The organism is Dietzia cercidiphylli, from assembly GCF_039531545.1.
In the GTDB taxonomy this organism is placed as follows: domain Bacteria; phylum Actinomycetota; class Actinomycetes; order Mycobacteriales; family Mycobacteriaceae; genus Dietzia; species Dietzia natronolimnaea.
The window spans coordinates 88,093-102,191 of the sequence record NZ_BAAAQG010000010.1; the positions used below are offsets into that span (position 1 = coordinate 88,093).

At 71.2% G+C, this 14,099-nt stretch carries 16 protein-coding genes; 9 read left to right on the forward strand and 7 right to left on the reverse strand.

Annotated features, from left to right (window positions below; all coding sequences use genetic code 11):
• Nucleotides 1–59 precede the first annotated feature (59 nt).
• Nucleotides 60–626 (reverse strand): NADPH-dependent FMN reductase, encoded by a 567-nt coding sequence (locus ABD250_RS11020; RefSeq protein WP_182639629.1) that lies wholly within the window; start codon nt 624–626, stop codon nt 60–62.
• 65 nt (nt 627–691) lie between these two features.
• On the reverse strand, nt 692–1,504 hold the full coding sequence (locus ABD250_RS11025; RefSeq protein ID WP_182639630.1) for a PaaI family thioesterase: 813 nt from the start codon (nt 1,502–1,504) through the stop codon (nt 692–694).
• A 63-nt stretch (nt 1,505–1,567) separates the two neighbouring features.
• Here ABD250_RS11025 and ABD250_RS11030 point away from each other — a divergent pair, with 63 nt between their 5' ends.
• The 5 genes from ABD250_RS11030 (at nt 1,568) to ABD250_RS11050 (ending at nt 7,492) form a co-directional block, all read left to right on the forward strand.
• Nucleotides 1,568–3,016 carry a sensor histidine kinase gene (locus ABD250_RS11030; RefSeq protein WP_179523699.1) on the forward strand — a complete coding sequence of 483 codons (1,449 nt, stop codon included), beginning with the start codon at nt 1,568–1,570 and terminating at the stop codon, nt 3,014–3,016.
• Between the two features lie 69 nt (nt 3,017–3,085).
• On the forward strand, nt 3,086–4,480 hold the full coding sequence (locus ABD250_RS11035; protein ID WP_344392258.1) for a sensor histidine kinase: 1,395 nt from the start codon (nt 3,086–3,088) through the stop codon (nt 4,478–4,480).
• A complete protein-coding gene (locus ABD250_RS11040) occupies nt 4,477–5,211 on the forward strand; it encodes a response regulator (RefSeq protein ID WP_182659441.1) in 735 nt (244 codons plus the stop codon). Before ABD250_RS11035 ends, ABD250_RS11040 begins: the two co-directional genes overlap by 4 nt.
• Before the next feature lie 152 nt (nt 5,212–5,363).
• Complete coding sequence (locus ABD250_RS11045) at nt 5,364–6,245, forward strand: ABC transporter ATP-binding protein (protein ID WP_182659442.1); 882 nt, start codon at nt 5,364–5,366, stop codon at nt 6,243–6,245.
• A complete protein-coding gene (locus tag ABD250_RS11050) occupies nt 6,242–7,492 on the forward strand; it encodes an ABC transporter permease (protein ID WP_182653865.1) in 1,251 nt (416 codons plus the stop codon). Before ABD250_RS11045 ends, ABD250_RS11050 begins: the two co-directional genes overlap by 4 nt.
• Nucleotides 7,493–7,570: 78 nt before the next feature.
• Here the strand turns inward: ABD250_RS11050 and ABD250_RS11055 are convergent, their stop codons facing one another.
• Both ABD250_RS11055 and ABD250_RS11060 read right to left on the reverse strand, forming a co-directional pair.
• Nucleotides 7,571–8,263, reverse strand: a complete 693-nt coding sequence (locus ABD250_RS11055; protein WP_182659443.1) for a response regulator transcription factor — start codon at nt 8,261–8,263, stop codon at nt 7,571–7,573.
• Between the two features lie 47 nt (nt 8,264–8,310).
• Nucleotides 8,311–9,153 (reverse strand): serine acetyltransferase domain-containing protein, encoded by an 843-nt coding sequence (locus ABD250_RS11060; RefSeq protein WP_182659444.1) that lies wholly within the window; start codon nt 9,151–9,153, stop codon nt 8,311–8,313.
• Between the two features lie 136 nt (nt 9,154–9,289).
• On the opposite strand from ABD250_RS11060, the gene ABD250_RS11065 reads away from it, so the two are divergent.
• On the forward strand, nt 9,290–9,613 hold the full coding sequence (locus ABD250_RS11065; RefSeq protein ID WP_179523706.1) for a putative quinol monooxygenase: 324 nt from the start codon (nt 9,290–9,292) through the stop codon (nt 9,611–9,613).
• An 89-nt stretch (nt 9,614–9,702) separates the two neighbouring features.
• Here ABD250_RS11065 and ABD250_RS11070 read toward each other — a convergent pair whose 3' ends face one another.
• Nucleotides 9,703–10,521: a DUF1906 domain-containing protein gene (locus ABD250_RS11070; protein WP_182691630.1), complete on the reverse strand. Its 819-nt coding sequence runs from the start codon at nt 10,519–10,521 to the stop codon at nt 9,703–9,705.
• Nucleotides 10,522–10,682: 161 nt separating this feature from the next.
• Between ABD250_RS11070 and ABD250_RS11075 the strand changes: the two genes are divergently transcribed.
• Nucleotides 10,683–11,582: an oxidoreductase gene (locus ABD250_RS11075; RefSeq protein ID WP_182659585.1), complete on the forward strand. Its 900-nt coding sequence runs from the start codon at nt 10,683–10,685 to the stop codon at nt 11,580–11,582.
• 35 nt (nt 11,583–11,617) lie between these two features.
• Here ABD250_RS11075 and dapA read toward each other — a convergent pair whose 3' ends face one another.
• Nucleotides 11,618–12,505: a 4-hydroxy-tetrahydrodipicolinate synthase gene (gene dapA / locus ABD250_RS11080; RefSeq protein WP_182616732.1), complete on the reverse strand. Its 888-nt coding sequence runs from the start codon at nt 12,503–12,505 to the stop codon at nt 11,618–11,620.
• A gap of 139 nt (nt 12,506–12,644) precedes the next feature.
• Between dapA and ABD250_RS11085 the strand changes: the two genes are divergently transcribed.
• The gene (locus tag ABD250_RS11085) at nt 12,645–12,935 is read left to right on the forward strand and encodes a hypothetical protein (protein WP_182640669.1); all 291 of its coding nucleotides are present in this window, start codon (nt 12,645–12,647) and stop codon (nt 12,933–12,935) included.
• A 67-nt stretch (nt 12,936–13,002) separates the two neighbouring features.
• Here the strand turns inward: ABD250_RS11085 and ABD250_RS11090 are convergent, their stop codons facing one another.
• Nucleotides 13,003–13,128, reverse strand: a complete 126-nt coding sequence (locus ABD250_RS11090) for a hypothetical protein (RefSeq protein WP_277817639.1) — start codon at nt 13,126–13,128, stop codon at nt 13,003–13,005.
• 177 nt (nt 13,129–13,305) lie between these two features.
• On the opposite strand from ABD250_RS11090, the gene ABD250_RS11095 reads away from it, so the two are divergent.
• A complete protein-coding gene (locus tag ABD250_RS11095) occupies nt 13,306–14,094 on the forward strand; it encodes a pirin family protein (RefSeq protein ID WP_182659586.1) in 789 nt (262 codons plus the stop codon).
• The last annotated feature ends 5 nt before the right edge of the window (nt 14,095–14,099 follow it).

Below are 14,099 nucleotides of genomic sequence, written 5' to 3' on the forward strand. Positions count from 1 at the left end.
CCTCCGTGTGGAGGCGGGCCGGCGGTCGTTGACCCGTCGAGAGTCGGGCGCGTCGAGCCCTAGGCGCTGCCCGCGGGGATCGGCGCGAACCGACGGACCGCGTCCTCGAGCTGGTCGAAGAGGGTGGAGATCTCCCCCGCGCGCCGGTCGTTCGGCTGGAGACCCTCCGGGCCGAACTCGGTGAACAGGCTCAGCGACACCTGCTGCCGGACGCCGAACATCCGGAAGTTCGCGACGATCTGGCGCCACTGCTCCACGGCCCGTACCCCGCCCTCGGCGCCGTAGGAGACAAAGGCGACCGGCTTGTCCGCCCACTCGTCACCGAGGGAGTCGAAGGCGTTCTTCAGAGCGCCGGGAACGCCGTGGTTGTACTCGGGGGTCACGAAGATGAAGGCGTCGTAGGAGTCGATCGCCTCACTCCACCGGGTGACCCGCTCGTCGTCGTACTGCTTGTTCGCGGCACCCGGCACGGTGGCCGAGGTGAGGAGCGGGACGTCGAAGGACTTGAGGTCGACCAGGTCGTAGGTGGCGAGCTCCCGCGATGACGCCTCCGCGGTGACCCAGTCGGCCACGGCCGCGCCGCCCCGCTCGTCACGGACACTGCCCAGGATGATGCCGATCTTCACTCGCGTCTCCTCCGTCGATCGATGTCGTGGACACCTCGACCGTACTTGAGTGACACGGCAACAATCTACCGCCTGCCGTAGACAGTGACCGACGCCACCGCACACACCCGGCCGCGGGCGTCCCGCGTGACCGCCTGCGCGATCCCCCAGCTCCGACCGTCGTGGAGCGCCTCGGCGCGCACCGTGACCGGGCCGACGAGCGGGATCTGCCGCACGTACCTCACGTCGAGCGAGGACGAACTGACGTCTCGCTCGTGCGGGAACACCGCGGCACCGGCCACCTCCGCGACGGCCGCGAAGACCCCGCCGTGCAGGTTCCCCAGCGGGTTGGCGAGCGCCGGTTCGGGGGCGATCACGGCCTCCACCGCGCGGGTGTCCCCCGGGCCGTCATCGTGGTGGTCCACCGTCAGGCACAACACCTCGGCCAGCGTTCCCGGCGCCAACGCGGAGGGCCACGGCGGCTCGTCGTCGTAGTCATCCGGGTCCACGACCCCCGCGATCTCCATCGACTTCACCAGCCCCGCGGCGACCACCTCGCCGTCGTCATCGAGGACGTCGCCCCGCGTGGTGAGGCAGTGGCCGTCGTCGCCCAGGTGGTCCGTGCGCACGCCCAGTCCGGTCGACCCCTCACGGGGGCGCGCCAGCAGATCCAGGCGGAGTTCGGTGGTGACGGTCCACATCCCCTCGGGACGACGGCGGTGGTTCTCGGCCCCGAGACCGGAGTCGACCAACACCGCCAGGGCCCCCGTGGCGAAGCGCCCGGACGGGTCCACGAACTGGTCGGCGACCGGCTGGTGCCAGCTCACGGTGCCGTCCCCGTTCTGGCTGAAGGTCAGTCCGAGCCGGGGTTCCGGGCCGTGGTGCGTCGATTCCCTCATCTCGCGACGCTAACACGTGTTCCAGTCCTGCCCGTCGGGCCCACGTGGCCGCACAATGGAGCCGTGCCCCCACGAGCAGAGCCCCCCCGGACAGCACCCCTGAGCAGCGAGGTTCTCGCGACGCCCCGACGCTGGCCGATCCGCACGGCCACCACCGTGATCGCCACCGCGATCGTCATCCTGGTGCTGGCCGCCGCGGCGGGGGGCGCGTGGCTGCTGCTGCGCACCGCCGCGCACAGCGCGATCGACACGGTGGACCGGGGTCGGGCGGTCGACGTGGCGGGGGCCCTGTCCGCGCGCGGACCCCGGGCCGCCCTCGACCTCGTGGCCGAGCCGCTGTCCGGTGTGGACCTCGTGCGGATCGTCGGGCCGGGGGACCGGCTGCTCGCCGCCCAGGTCACCCGCGGACTCGAGGACGTGCCCCCGGTGCCCGCGCCCGCGGCCGGGGAGATCACCCGGCACCAGCTGGAGTCGCCCAGCGGGGCGGACCTGCGGGTGACGTCGGTCGGCGTGGACCTGGGCGGCGTGACGTTCGCCGTCGAGGTGGGCACGGACACCGACCGGTACGACACCGTGCTCGCGGCGGGCGCGATCCTGTTCCTGTCCTTCGTGCCCGTGGCCGGACTGGCGACCGCGGTGTTCGTGCACTACGCGATGGGCCGCGTGCTGCGGCCGGTGGAATCGATCCGGTCGCGGGTGGCCGAGATCTCCGCCTCGGGGCGGGGCGAGCGGGTGCCGGTGCCCGAGGCGGAGGACGAGATCGCGCGACTGGCCCGCACGATGAACGCGATGCTCGCCCGCCTGGACGCCGCGAGGACCGCCCAGGTGGCCTTCGTGGGCGATGCCTCGCACGAGTTACGCAGCCCCCTGTCCACGCTGTCGACGCTGTTGGAGCTGTCCTCGACCTCCGGCACCCCGGTCGACGTGGAGACCGTGGACGACCTCCTGCTGCCCGAGGTCCAGCGGATGCGGTCGATGGTCGAGGATCTCCTCCTGCTGGCCAAGAACGACGAGCGGGGTGTCCCGCTGCGTCGCGAGGACGTGGACCTCGACGACATCGTCCTCTCCGAGGTCGGGCGGCTCCGTGGACTGGGCGGACTCGAGGTCACCGGCGCGGTGGAACCCGCCCGACTGGTCGGCGACCCCGACGCCCTGCTGCGGGTCGTGCGCAACCTCGTCGACAACGCGCGGCGGCACGCCCGTGAGGCCGTGATGATCGGGCTCACCGTGGATCGCACGGACCCCGCGGGACCGCGCGCCGTGATCACCGTCGACGACGACGGCGAGGGGGTGCCACCCGAGCAGCGTGACACGGTGTTCGACCGCTTCGCCCGACTCGACGCCGACCGCGCCCGCGGCACCGGGGGGTCCGGCCTGGGGCTGGCGATCGTCGCCGAGATCACCCGCTCCCACGGGGGATCGGTCCGGGTCGAGGACTCCCCCGCGGGCGGAGCGCGGTTCGTCGTGGACCTGCCGGTCGAGACCATCGGGGAACACCCCGACCAGCCGTGACCGACCCGGGCGGCCGCCGCTGCGGCGCCGCGCCACCGGCCGGACCGTGAGCGGATAGGCTCGGCTGTCGTGTGGGCCCGCCTGAACCGCCTCTTCGACGCCGAGGACGCATGGACCCGACCGTTGCCGGAGAACTACCTCCGGGCCGACGCGGTCCTCGCCCTGGCCATGTTCGCCTGCTCGGCCGTGGGACTGGAGATCCTGCGGAGCATGGGCGTGTTGGGCGGCGAGAGCGCTCCGCTGTGGGCCCAGTACGCGGCGATGGCGAGCGCGGCGGCCCTGCTCGCCATCCGCCGCCGACTCCCGCTCCTGACCGGCCTCGGCGCGACCGCGCATCTGCTCATCATCGGCAGCGTCATGCCGCTGGTGATGGGGCAGGTCTCCCAGCAGGTGCTGTACTTCATCGCCGTCTACTCCGCGGTGGCATGGGCCCGCGACCGCAGGGCTCTGGTCGGTGTGGCGGTGGGGATCACCGCCGCCCTCGTGGTGTGGATGATCTGGTACCTCGCGCTGGGATCGGGGATGCAGCAGATCCTCGACTCCCTCGATGACACCGACCGCTCGTCGGGGCTCGTCCCTCCCGTGCCCGCCTACCTCGTCTACACCGCGCTCATCAACATCGTCTACTTCGGCGGCGCCGCCGCACTCGGGATCGCCTCGTGGCGGGGTGCACGGCGCCGCCACTCCCTGGCCGAGCAGGCCGAGACCATCGAGAACCAGGCCGAGGCACTGCGAGACCGCGCCGTCGTCGAGGAGCGTCTGCGCATCGCCCGGGAGCTGCACGATGTGATCGCCCACCACGTCGCGGCGATCGGCGTCCAGGCCGGCGCCGCACGACGGGTCATGGGACTCGACCCCGACGCCGCCGCCGGCGCCCTGCGGACCGTCGAGGAATCCTCCCGCTCCGCGGTCGGGGAGATGCGGGCCCTGCTCGGCGCCCTCCGGTCGGCCGACCGGCTCCCCGCCACGGCCTCCGCCGGCGACCCGGCCCCCGCCGGCGACCCGGCCTCCACCGGCGATCCCTCCCGCTCCGCGGGGCACGGGGTCACCGACATCGAGCGGCTGGCCGCCTCCCACGACTCAGCCGACTTCTCCACCAGCGTCTCGGTGGTCACCGGCACGGGCCACCCGCTCGAAGAGGTCCCGCCGATCGTCGGTCTGTCCCTGTACCGCACCGCGCAGGAGGCACTGGCCAACGTCCGGCGACACTCCACCGCCGACCGCGCGGGAGTGGTCCTGCGCACCGGCGAGAACCCGGGCGGGAACCCGTACGCGGAGGTCGAGATCACCGACGCCGGACGCCCCCGGGCGGGGACCTCGGGGAGCGGACTGGGACTGCTGGGCATGCGCGAACGGGTGCGCTCCCACGGCGGCGAGTGCGAGATCGGCCCCCGGGTGACCGGCGGCTACCGGGTGCGGGTGCGTCTGCCCTACCGCCCCGACGTGGACGCCGACCGGGAATGAGCGACACCGGGGCGGGACCCGACTCCGCGGTGGGCGAGGACTCCACCGCGGTCCTGCGGATCCTCGTGGTGGACGACCAGGCGCTCATGCGCTCCGGATTCTCGATGATGCTCGGCGTGGAACCGGACCTCGAGGTGATCGGCGACGCCGCCGACGGCGCGGAGGCGGTCGAGATGTGCCGGCGGCTACGCCCCGACGTGGTGTTGATGGACGTGCAGATGCCCGGCACCGACGGCATCGAGGCGACGCGGCTCATCACCGCAGAGGCCCTGTCCAAGGTCCTGATCCTCACCACCTTCGACCGGGACGACTACCTGTTCGACGCGCTGCGGGCCGGGGCGAGCGGATTCCTGCTCAAGAACTCCGACCCGGAGGACCTGGTCGACGGGGTCCGGGCCGTGGGCCACGGTCACGCGCTGCTCGCGCCCGAGGTCACGCGTCGGGTCATCGAGAGGCTGACCACTCCTGTCCCGTCGGATGGCCGCGCCCCGTCCCCCGCCGGCGCAGGATCTCGTCCGCCCTCCCTGGACCTGCTCACGGCCCGGGAGACCGAGGTCCTGCGTCTGGTCGCGCGGGGGCTGTCCAACGCGGAGATCGCGCAGAAGCTGGTCGTGGGCGAGGCCACGGTCAAGACCCACGTGTCGGCGTGCCTGTCCAAACTCCACCTCCGCGACCGCGTCCAGGCGGTCGTCCTGGCCTACGAGGCCGGTCTCGTCCAGCCCGGCGAGTGACCGCGACGCCCCCGGCGGCCGTCCGCCGACCGTCTCCCCCCTGAGGGGGAGTCCCGCCCGACCGACCCCGGAGATGTCATCCTCCCGGCTGATCCGCCGGGCCACCCGTCGGCCATAGCGTGGACCCGGTACAGGACACCAGGGAGGACACCATGCTGGAACTCGACGGGCTCACCCGACGCTTCGGGGAGACCCTCGCCGTGGACGATGTCGGATTCGAGGTCCCGCGAGGGGCGATGACCGGCTTCGTCGGCGGCAACGGCGCCGGGAAGACCACCACCATGCGGATGATCATGGGCGTGCTGCAGCCCTCCGCCGGCACGGTCACATGGCGTGGCCGGGAGGTGACCGTCGCGGATCGTCGCACCTTCGGGTACATGCCCGAGGAACGCGGGCTGTATCCCAAGCAGCCGATCCTCGACCAACTCGTCTACCTCGGCAGACTCCAGGGGCGCAGTCCGGAGGGGGCACGACGCTCGGCGACCGAGCTGCTCGGGCGGTTCGGGCTCGGCGACCGCACGGCGGACAAGCTCGAATCGCTGTCACTGGGCAATCAGCAGCGCGTCCAGATCGTCGCGGCGGTCATCGGCGGACCGGAACTGCTCGTCCTCGACGAACCCTTCTCGGGTCTCGACCCGGTCGCCGTCGACTCGATGGTCGACCTGCTGCGCGAGTACACCAGCCAGGGTGTGCCCGTGCTGTTCTCCTCGCATCAGCTCGACCTGGTGGAACGGCTCTGCGACCACCTCGTCGTCCTGGCGCGCGGGCGGGTCGTCGCCCGCGGGACGGTGGACGACCTCCGCCGACGGGGGCGCGTCCTGCACCGCCTCGTCGTCGGCACCGACGCCGGGTGGGTCCGGGGGCTGCCGGGGGTCCACGTCGTCGACGTCGACGGCCCCACCGCCCTGATGGACTTCGACCGCCCCGAGGTGACCGATCTGGTCCTCCGTGAGGCGATGGCGCGCGGCAGCGTCCGCGAACTCGCCGAAGTCGTCCCGACCCTGTCCGAGATCTACCGCGAGGTGACGTCATGACCACCACGACCCCAACCCGGCCGCCGGCGACCGATTCCGCGTGGCGCATCGTCGCCGGTCGCGAGATCATGGTCAAGCTCCGCGACCGCAACTTCATCATCTCCACCCTCACCACGATCGCGATCTTCGTCGTCGCCTTCGGCCTGTCGTTCCTCCTCGGCGGGCGCGACGGCGAGAAGACCGTGGCCGTCGCCTCGAACGACGCCGCGGCCATCGTGCAGGCCGCCGGTGCCGGGTCCGCCGCGAACGGCGGAGGCGCCGACGAGGGTGCCGGGTCCGACTCGCAGCCGGTGGCCGGTTCCACGATCGAGCTGTCCGTCGTCGAGGTCGCCGACCCCGACGCCGCCGAACGTGCGGTGCGGGAGGGAGACGCCGACGCCGCTCTGCTCGGTGACCCGGGCGCGTGGACGCTCGTCGGGTCGGACGGGGTCGACTCCGACATCGCCGCCGCGGTGGGTTCCGTGGTCGCGGCCGACGCTCTCGAGCGCAATGCCGCCACCGCGGACGTCTCCGTCGAGGAGCTCACCGCCGGTTCCGTCGTGCAGGAGCGCCTGCTCGATCCTGACGGGGCGGCCAACGAGGGCGTCCAGCTGATCGCCGGGTTCGTCTTCGTCTTCCTGTTCTACATGGCGGCGATCCTCTTCGGGTACGCCATCGCCAACAGCGTCGTCGAGGAGAAGCAGTCGCGGATCGTCGAGATCCTCGCCGCCGCCATCCCGTTGCGCCAACTCCTCGTCGGGAAGGTCGTCGGCGCCACGGTGCTCGCGTTGGGCCAGATGGCGATCTTCGTGGCCATCGGACTGATCGGCCTGACGTTCACCGAGTACTCCGCGCTCCTGCCCTCGGTGGCCGGCGCTGCGGGCTGGTACCTGGTGCTCTTCGTCATCGGTTTCGTCGCACTGGCGTGCCTGTTCGCCGTGGCCGGCGCCTTGGCCACGCGGGCGGAGGATGTCCAGTCCACCTCGTCCCCCCTGCTCACGCTGATCATGATCGCGTCCTTCGCGGGACTGTTCCTCCAGGGCACCTGGCAGGTGATCGGCTCGTACGTGCCGATCATGTCCACGGTGACGATGCCGATCCGCCTGGTCGAGGGCACGGCCGAGTGGTGGGAGCCGGTCATCGCGGCGGTGATCACCCTGGTCGTCGCGGGGGCCGTGATGGTGGTCGCGGAACGGGTCTACCGACGGTCGATCATGCAGACGGGCGGCAAGCTCACCTACCGTCAGGCGCTCTCGCTGACCGAGTGAGCGGAGTGGATCACCCGCGGGTCCGGTGACGCGGACAGGACGAGAGAGTCGGAGCCAGAGCGGCGGGGTGTCGGGGCGTCAGCCCCCGGCCCCCGCCATCTCGCTGTCGACCAGTCGGTAGCCCTGTCCTCGCACGGTCTCGATCGCCCGTGCACCGAAGGGGGTGTCGATCTTGCGACGCAGGTAGCCCACGTAGACCTCGACGATGTTGTCGTCCCCGTCGTACGCGGCATCCCAGACCGCCCGCAGGATCTGGGGCTTGGAGACCACCTGGTTCCGGTTCCTGATCAGGTACTCCAGCACGGCGTACTCCCGCGCCGTCACCGGGATCCGCTCCGGGCCCCGCCGCACCTCCCGCGCGGCGGGATCGACCTCGAGGTCCCCGGCGACGAACGAGACGGGACGCTCGGGCGCTCCGCGCCGGACCAAGGCCCTGAGCCTGGCTTCGAGGACGACGAACGAGAACGGCTTGACCAGGTAGTCGTCGGCGCCCAAGTCGAACGCGTCCGCCTCGTCGTACTCCCCGTCCTTGGCGGTGAGCATGAGCACGGGGGTCCAGATCTCGCGGCGGCGCATCTCGCGCACCACCTCGTAGCCGCTGCGACGCGGCATCATGATGTCCAGGACCACCACGTCGAAGTCCCCGTCGGCGGCCATCTCGAGACCGATCTCCCCGTCGGGGGCCGTTTCCACGGCCCATCCACCGGCGACGAGCCCTCTGCGCACGCTCTCGAGCAGCGCCGGTTCGTCGTCGACCACGAGTACCCGCATACAGTGCCCCTCCGCCGTGTCTCGTTCGACCGCGTGGCCCGCGACGCCTACTCGGCGCCCGGGTCGATCTCCTGGTCCATCTGTTCCGCGGGGACCAGCGAGTCGGCGTGATGCCGGACCACCCTGGCCGGCACCCCGGCGACGGTCGTGTGCGGCGGAACCTGGTGGAGCACCACTGAACCCGCGGCCACCCGCGAGCAGTCGCCCACGTGCACGTTGCCCAACACGATGGATCCGGCGGACAGCAGCACCCCCGAGCCGATCTTGGGGTGGCGGTCGCCGTCCTCGTTCCCCGTCCCACCGAGGGTGACGCCCTGCAGGATCGAGACGCCGTCCCCGATCACGCAGGTCTCGCCCACCACGATGCCGGTGGCGTGGTCCACCAGGATCCCGGAGCCCACGCGCGCGGCCGGGTGGATGTCCATCGCGAAGACCTCGGACACCCGACTCTGGAGGAACGAGGCCGCCATCACCCGTCCCGAGTTCCACATCTCGTGCGCGACGCGATGGATCTGGAGCCCCAGAAAGCCCTTGGCGAACAGGTAGGGAACCAGGTAGTTGGGATAGGCCGGGTTACGCTCGAAGCTCACCACGAGGTCGGCCGCGACCGCCTCCAGGACGTGCGGCTGCTCGACCAGGATCGCCCGGATCTCCTTCTCCAGGACGTGCCGGCCGATCTCGGGGGTCGCGATGCGGGAGGCGGCGAGCCTCGCGAGGGATTCTCCCAGGTCGTCGCATCCGTCGACGAGATCCAGGACCAGACCGGCGATGAGGGGTTCGTCGCGACTCTGCGTGGCGTCCACGGACAGTCGGTCCCAGACCGCGCGGACGGAGGAGTCGGCCTCCGTCTGCGGGACGCAGGGGTTCTCGATGCTCAGCTCGATGGTCACCCGGTACAGGGTAGGCCCGTTCTGCTTTCCGGGTCGAGTCACCTCGGTATCGGGTGCGGGGGCAGCGGGTGCGGGGGGATCGGGTGCGGGGGCGCAGCACTCGACGAGGTCGCGCCGGCCCGGGCAGGATGGGGCCATGATGCTCATCAACGTGAGATTCGACGTCAAGCCCGAGTTCGCGGACTCATGGCTCGAGATCACCCGCGACTTCACCGAGGCCACCAGGGCGGAGCCCGGCAACCTGTGGTTCGACTGGTACCGCTCGTCCGACGCGGAGACCACGTTCCTGCTCTGCGAGGCGTTCCGCGACGGGGACGCGCCAGCCGAGCACGTCGGGTCGGCCCACTTCAGGGAGTTCACCGGCTCCGCCGCGCAGTACCTCCAGCGCACCCCGCGGATCATCAACACCACGGTCGACGGCGAGGAGTGGGGAACGATGGGCGAGATCACCGTCGACTAGCCCGACCGGGCCTCGACCCGCCGGTCACCGGCCGCGACCGCCGTTCACCGGCCGCGCCCCGCCGCCCCCGGCGTACGAGGCGACCCGACTCAGCCCACGCTGCCCAGCGCGGCGCCCACGAGCGCGGCCGGGTCGGTCGGCCACCACTGGCCGTAGTCGAGCGCGTAGACGCGGTTGAGGTCGGAGACCACACCGCCCACCGTCACCTGCTGGCGGATCGGGAGCTGGTGGATGGTGGCGCTCGGGTTGAGACGCCCACCGGAGCCCCAGTCGTGCTGCCAGAAGTACTGACCCAGACCCCGCTGACGGCACCAGTCGATGGTCGGCGCGTTGGCGTACACGCCCAGCTTCATCCCCGCGCCGTGCAGGTGGTGGCGGAAGCGCTCGAGGTACGGGGCGATCAGGTTGTCGAACTCCCAGCGGGTGGGGTTGTCGTCGATCGCGGCGTACAACGGGACCCCGCGGGGACCGCCGGCGGCGAAGTGGATGCCGATACCGATCCTGGAGTGGTGGTCGCCACCCGCCGCGCCCGCGCGCCAGTCGGCGGTGGTGTCCCTGCCGAACTGATAGCAGGAGACCATGTTGAGGCCGTGCGCACGGAAATCGTCGACCTCACGCCGCAACAGCGGCTTGCCGGTCATCCACTCGGCGCCGGGTCGGCGGTTAGAGCAGTACCGCACCGCGCCCATGTGTCCGGCCGCGCGGACGGAGGCCGCCGACGGCGGGCCCGACGCGTAGTCGAGCAGCGTGCCGATCGGGACCCCGGCACCCGCGCCGGGGAGTGCACCGAGCGGTGCGGGGATGGACGACTGGGCACCGACCGCGGGAGTGAGCCCCGCGGCGAGGGCGCCGGCCCCGGCCGCGCCGAGACCGGCGCGGCGGAGGAAGGAACGGCGGTCGAACGTCATGAGGGAACTCCGAGATCTCGGTCGAAGACGAAAGGCGTGTGTGACGCGTGGGATCTCACCCGCCTCACGCGAGTGTGTCACAAGAACATCGCGGCGTCTCCCCCGGCGTTACCACACGGGTGTCCGACCACGGCGCAGGCGCGGCTGGTTGACTGTCACACATGAGCCGCACGCCCAGATGGTCCGCCTCCGACGTCCCCGACCAGACGGGACGGACCTTTGTCGTGACCGGGGCCAACGCGGGGATCGGCCTGGCCACCACACAGGCACTCGTGGCCCGGGGCGCCCGGGTGGTCATGGCGTGCCGGAACCTCGAGAAGGCCGAGGCCGCCCGGGCCACCCTGCCGTCGGGGACGCGTGACCTGGCGCTGGTCCGTCGCCTCGATCTGGCGGACCTCGACTCGGTGGACGAGTTCGTCGCCGGGACCGCGGATCGGGTGGATGTCCTGATCAACAACGCCGGCGTCATGAACCTCCCGCCCTCGCGGACCGCCCAGGGTCACGAGATGCAGTTCGGCGTGAACGCGCTCGGTCACCACGCCCTCACCGGCGGCCTGCTGCCGCGGTTGACCGATCGCGTGGTCTGGCTCGGCTCGCTGGCACACCTCCGCGGGCGCGTCGACACCGACGATCTGAGCATGGACCTGCGCGGATACCGGCCGATGGCGGCCTACGCCAACTCGAAGCTGGCCTGCATCATGCTGGCCTACGAATGGCAGCGCCGACTCGGTCGCGAGGGCGGGGAGATCCGGTCGATGGCCGCCCACCCCGGGTACACCGCCACCGAGCTCCTCCGGCAGAGCGGCCGCCCGGCCGCCGACCGGTTCTTCGAGCTGGGCAACTCGATCTCCTGGGCCGGGCTGACACCGGAGATGGGAGCTCTGTCCGTCCTCTACGCCGCGACGGAGCCGGACCTGCCGGGCGCGACCTTCGTGGGCCCCGATCGCCTCGGCGGCCTCCAGGGGTATCCGAAGATCGCCAGGTCGAGCGGCCGTTCCCGCGACGAGCGGGTCGCCTCCGCCCTGTGGGAGCGCTGCACCGAGATGTCCGCGTTCCGGTAGTCAGCCCGCGGCGGGGTCAGGCCGACCCGTAGGGGTCAGGCCAGTCCGGCCGCGGCCAGTCCCTCACGGAGCCGGTCGAGGTGCTCCGGCGGGCCCTGGAGCAGCGGCATCCGCAGCTGGTCGGAGCCGAGCAGCCCCTGCATCTTCAGCGCCGCCTTGATCTGGATGGCCCCCTGCGAGGTGTGCATGATCGCGTCGACGGCCGGGATGAGGCGGGTGTGGATCTCGCGGGCCCGGGGGAGATCACCGGCATCGACGGCGTCGATCATGGCCCGGTAGTCGTCTCCGGCCACATGCCCGACCACCGAGACGATGCCTGTGGCGCCCAGTGCGAGGAACGCGAGGTTGAGCACGTCGTCACCCGAGAACCACAGCAGATCGGTCTCGGCCATGAGTCGGCTGGCCTCGAAGAGGTCGCCCTTGGCGTCCTTGACCGCGCGGAGGCCGGGGATCTCTCCCAATCGGCGGATCGTGTCGGAGGACAGGGCCGTGCCGGTTCTCCCCGGGATGTCGTAGGCCATGACGGGTCGCCCTCCCGCCTCGGCGACCATCCGGAAGTGCTCGACGATCCCGTGCTGCGTGGGCTTGTTGTAGTACGGCGTCACCACCAGCAGCGTGTCGGCGCCGCGCTCGACCATCGCGGCGGCCGCCCGCATCGAGTGCTCCGTGTCATTGGTCCCGCAGCCGGCCATCACCGACACACGGTCGCCGACCGCCTCGACGACCGCGGCCACGGCGTCGTAGTCCTCCTCGTCGGTGGTCGTGGCGGACTCACCGGTGGTGCCGTTGACCAGCAGGCCGTCGTGGCCGTGGTCGGCGAGGTGGACGGCGAGTCGCTGCAACCCGTCGAAGTCGATCGAGCCGTCGTCGTGCATTGGGGTCACCATCGCGGTGATGACCCGACCGAAGGGATTATCCGACATGGGCACCAGGATAGGCGGTCCTCATTGATCGTTGGCCCAGTGCGGTCACCGGCAGCTCCGGCGGGGACGACCGGAGGCACGCGGGCCCCGTCGCGGTTAGGGTCGTCACCACCCCACACGCACGACCCAGGAGGACCACATGAGCTCGGAGACACCCCCGGAGACCCCAGAGGACCTGGGCAACACCATCGACGGAACGCGTGTCGGTGACGGAAGTGCGCCGGATCCGGCAGCGGACCAGGGAGCGACCGGAATCGACCCGGACGCACCGGGCAGCGGTGGTCACAGTGACGGGCAGAGCGTCGGCAACGGCGACGGCACCGCGACGACGGGAACTAGGGACCTGGAGGAACAGAAGCGCATCTATCAGACGCCGGAGCAGCCGGACCACGCGCTCGGTGGGAGCGAGGGAACAGCCGACGGGATGTAGGCCGCCAGCAAGCCGCGCTACGGCGCGGGAGCGGGGAGGACCGTGACGGCGCGGCCCGAGGGGAGGGTCAGCGAACCTTGTCCGGGTTGGTGTCGAGGAAACGGCCCAGGGTGTTGTCGACGACGATGTGAGCCACCTCGTTGGTCGTGGCCACACCCACGCGCAGCGTGGCGGCCAGAGCATTCTGCAACATGGAAACCTCCCGACAAGTGGTGTGACTCGCGTCACTGACAACCGTCACCCTACGCTCGGCCGCGGGAGACCGTAGCCGTATCAGCGAAAAACCCGGATGACCGTCCTGCACAGGCGCCCCGGCCCGGGCGAACCGCTCGAGCGTATTGTTGTTGCGTCATCCAGTCAAGGGGTCGTCATGCTTAATCCACTGGTCAGGATCCATCGGTCGGCCACGCGCTCCCACACCGGTGGCGGCTGGCTGGACTCACGTCACTCGTTCTCCTTCGCCCGCCACCAGGATCCGATGAACACGCATTTCGGGAGACTCCTGGCGAACAACGATGACCGGATCGCACCGGGTTCCGGGTTCGACACCCACGGCCACCGGGACATGGAGATCGTCACCTGGGTACTCTCCGGTTCGCTGGTCCACCAGGACTCCGAGGGCCACAACGGGATCATCTACCCCGGCCTCGCCCAGCGGATGAGCGCGGGGTCCGGGATCCTGCACTCCGAGCGCAACGACGCCTGGCGGGACGGATCGATCCAGACCCCCGAGGCCCCGGCCGAACCGGTCCACCTGGTCCAGATGTGGGTCGTCCCCGACTCCACGGGAGGGAATCCGGGGTACGAACAGCGCGAGATGGACCCCGCCGAGCTGGAGGACCACCTCGCCGTCGTCGCGGGCGGTCTCCGCTCCCACGCCGACCGGGCCGCCATCCGGATCCGCAACAGCACCTCCGCACTGCTCGCGTCGCGGCTACAGCCGGGGCGGTCCGTCCAACTCCCCGATGCGCCGTACCTCCACCTCTACGTGCCCGTCGGCTCGGTCGACCTGGAGGGCGAGGGCGAGCTTGCCACCGGTGACGCCGCGCGGCTCACCGCCACGGGCGGTCGCCGGGTCACCGCCGGCGTGGACGGGGCCGAGATCCTCGTGTGGGAGATGCACGCGGGGATGACCATGCTCGACGTGAGAGGGCACTGAGCCCA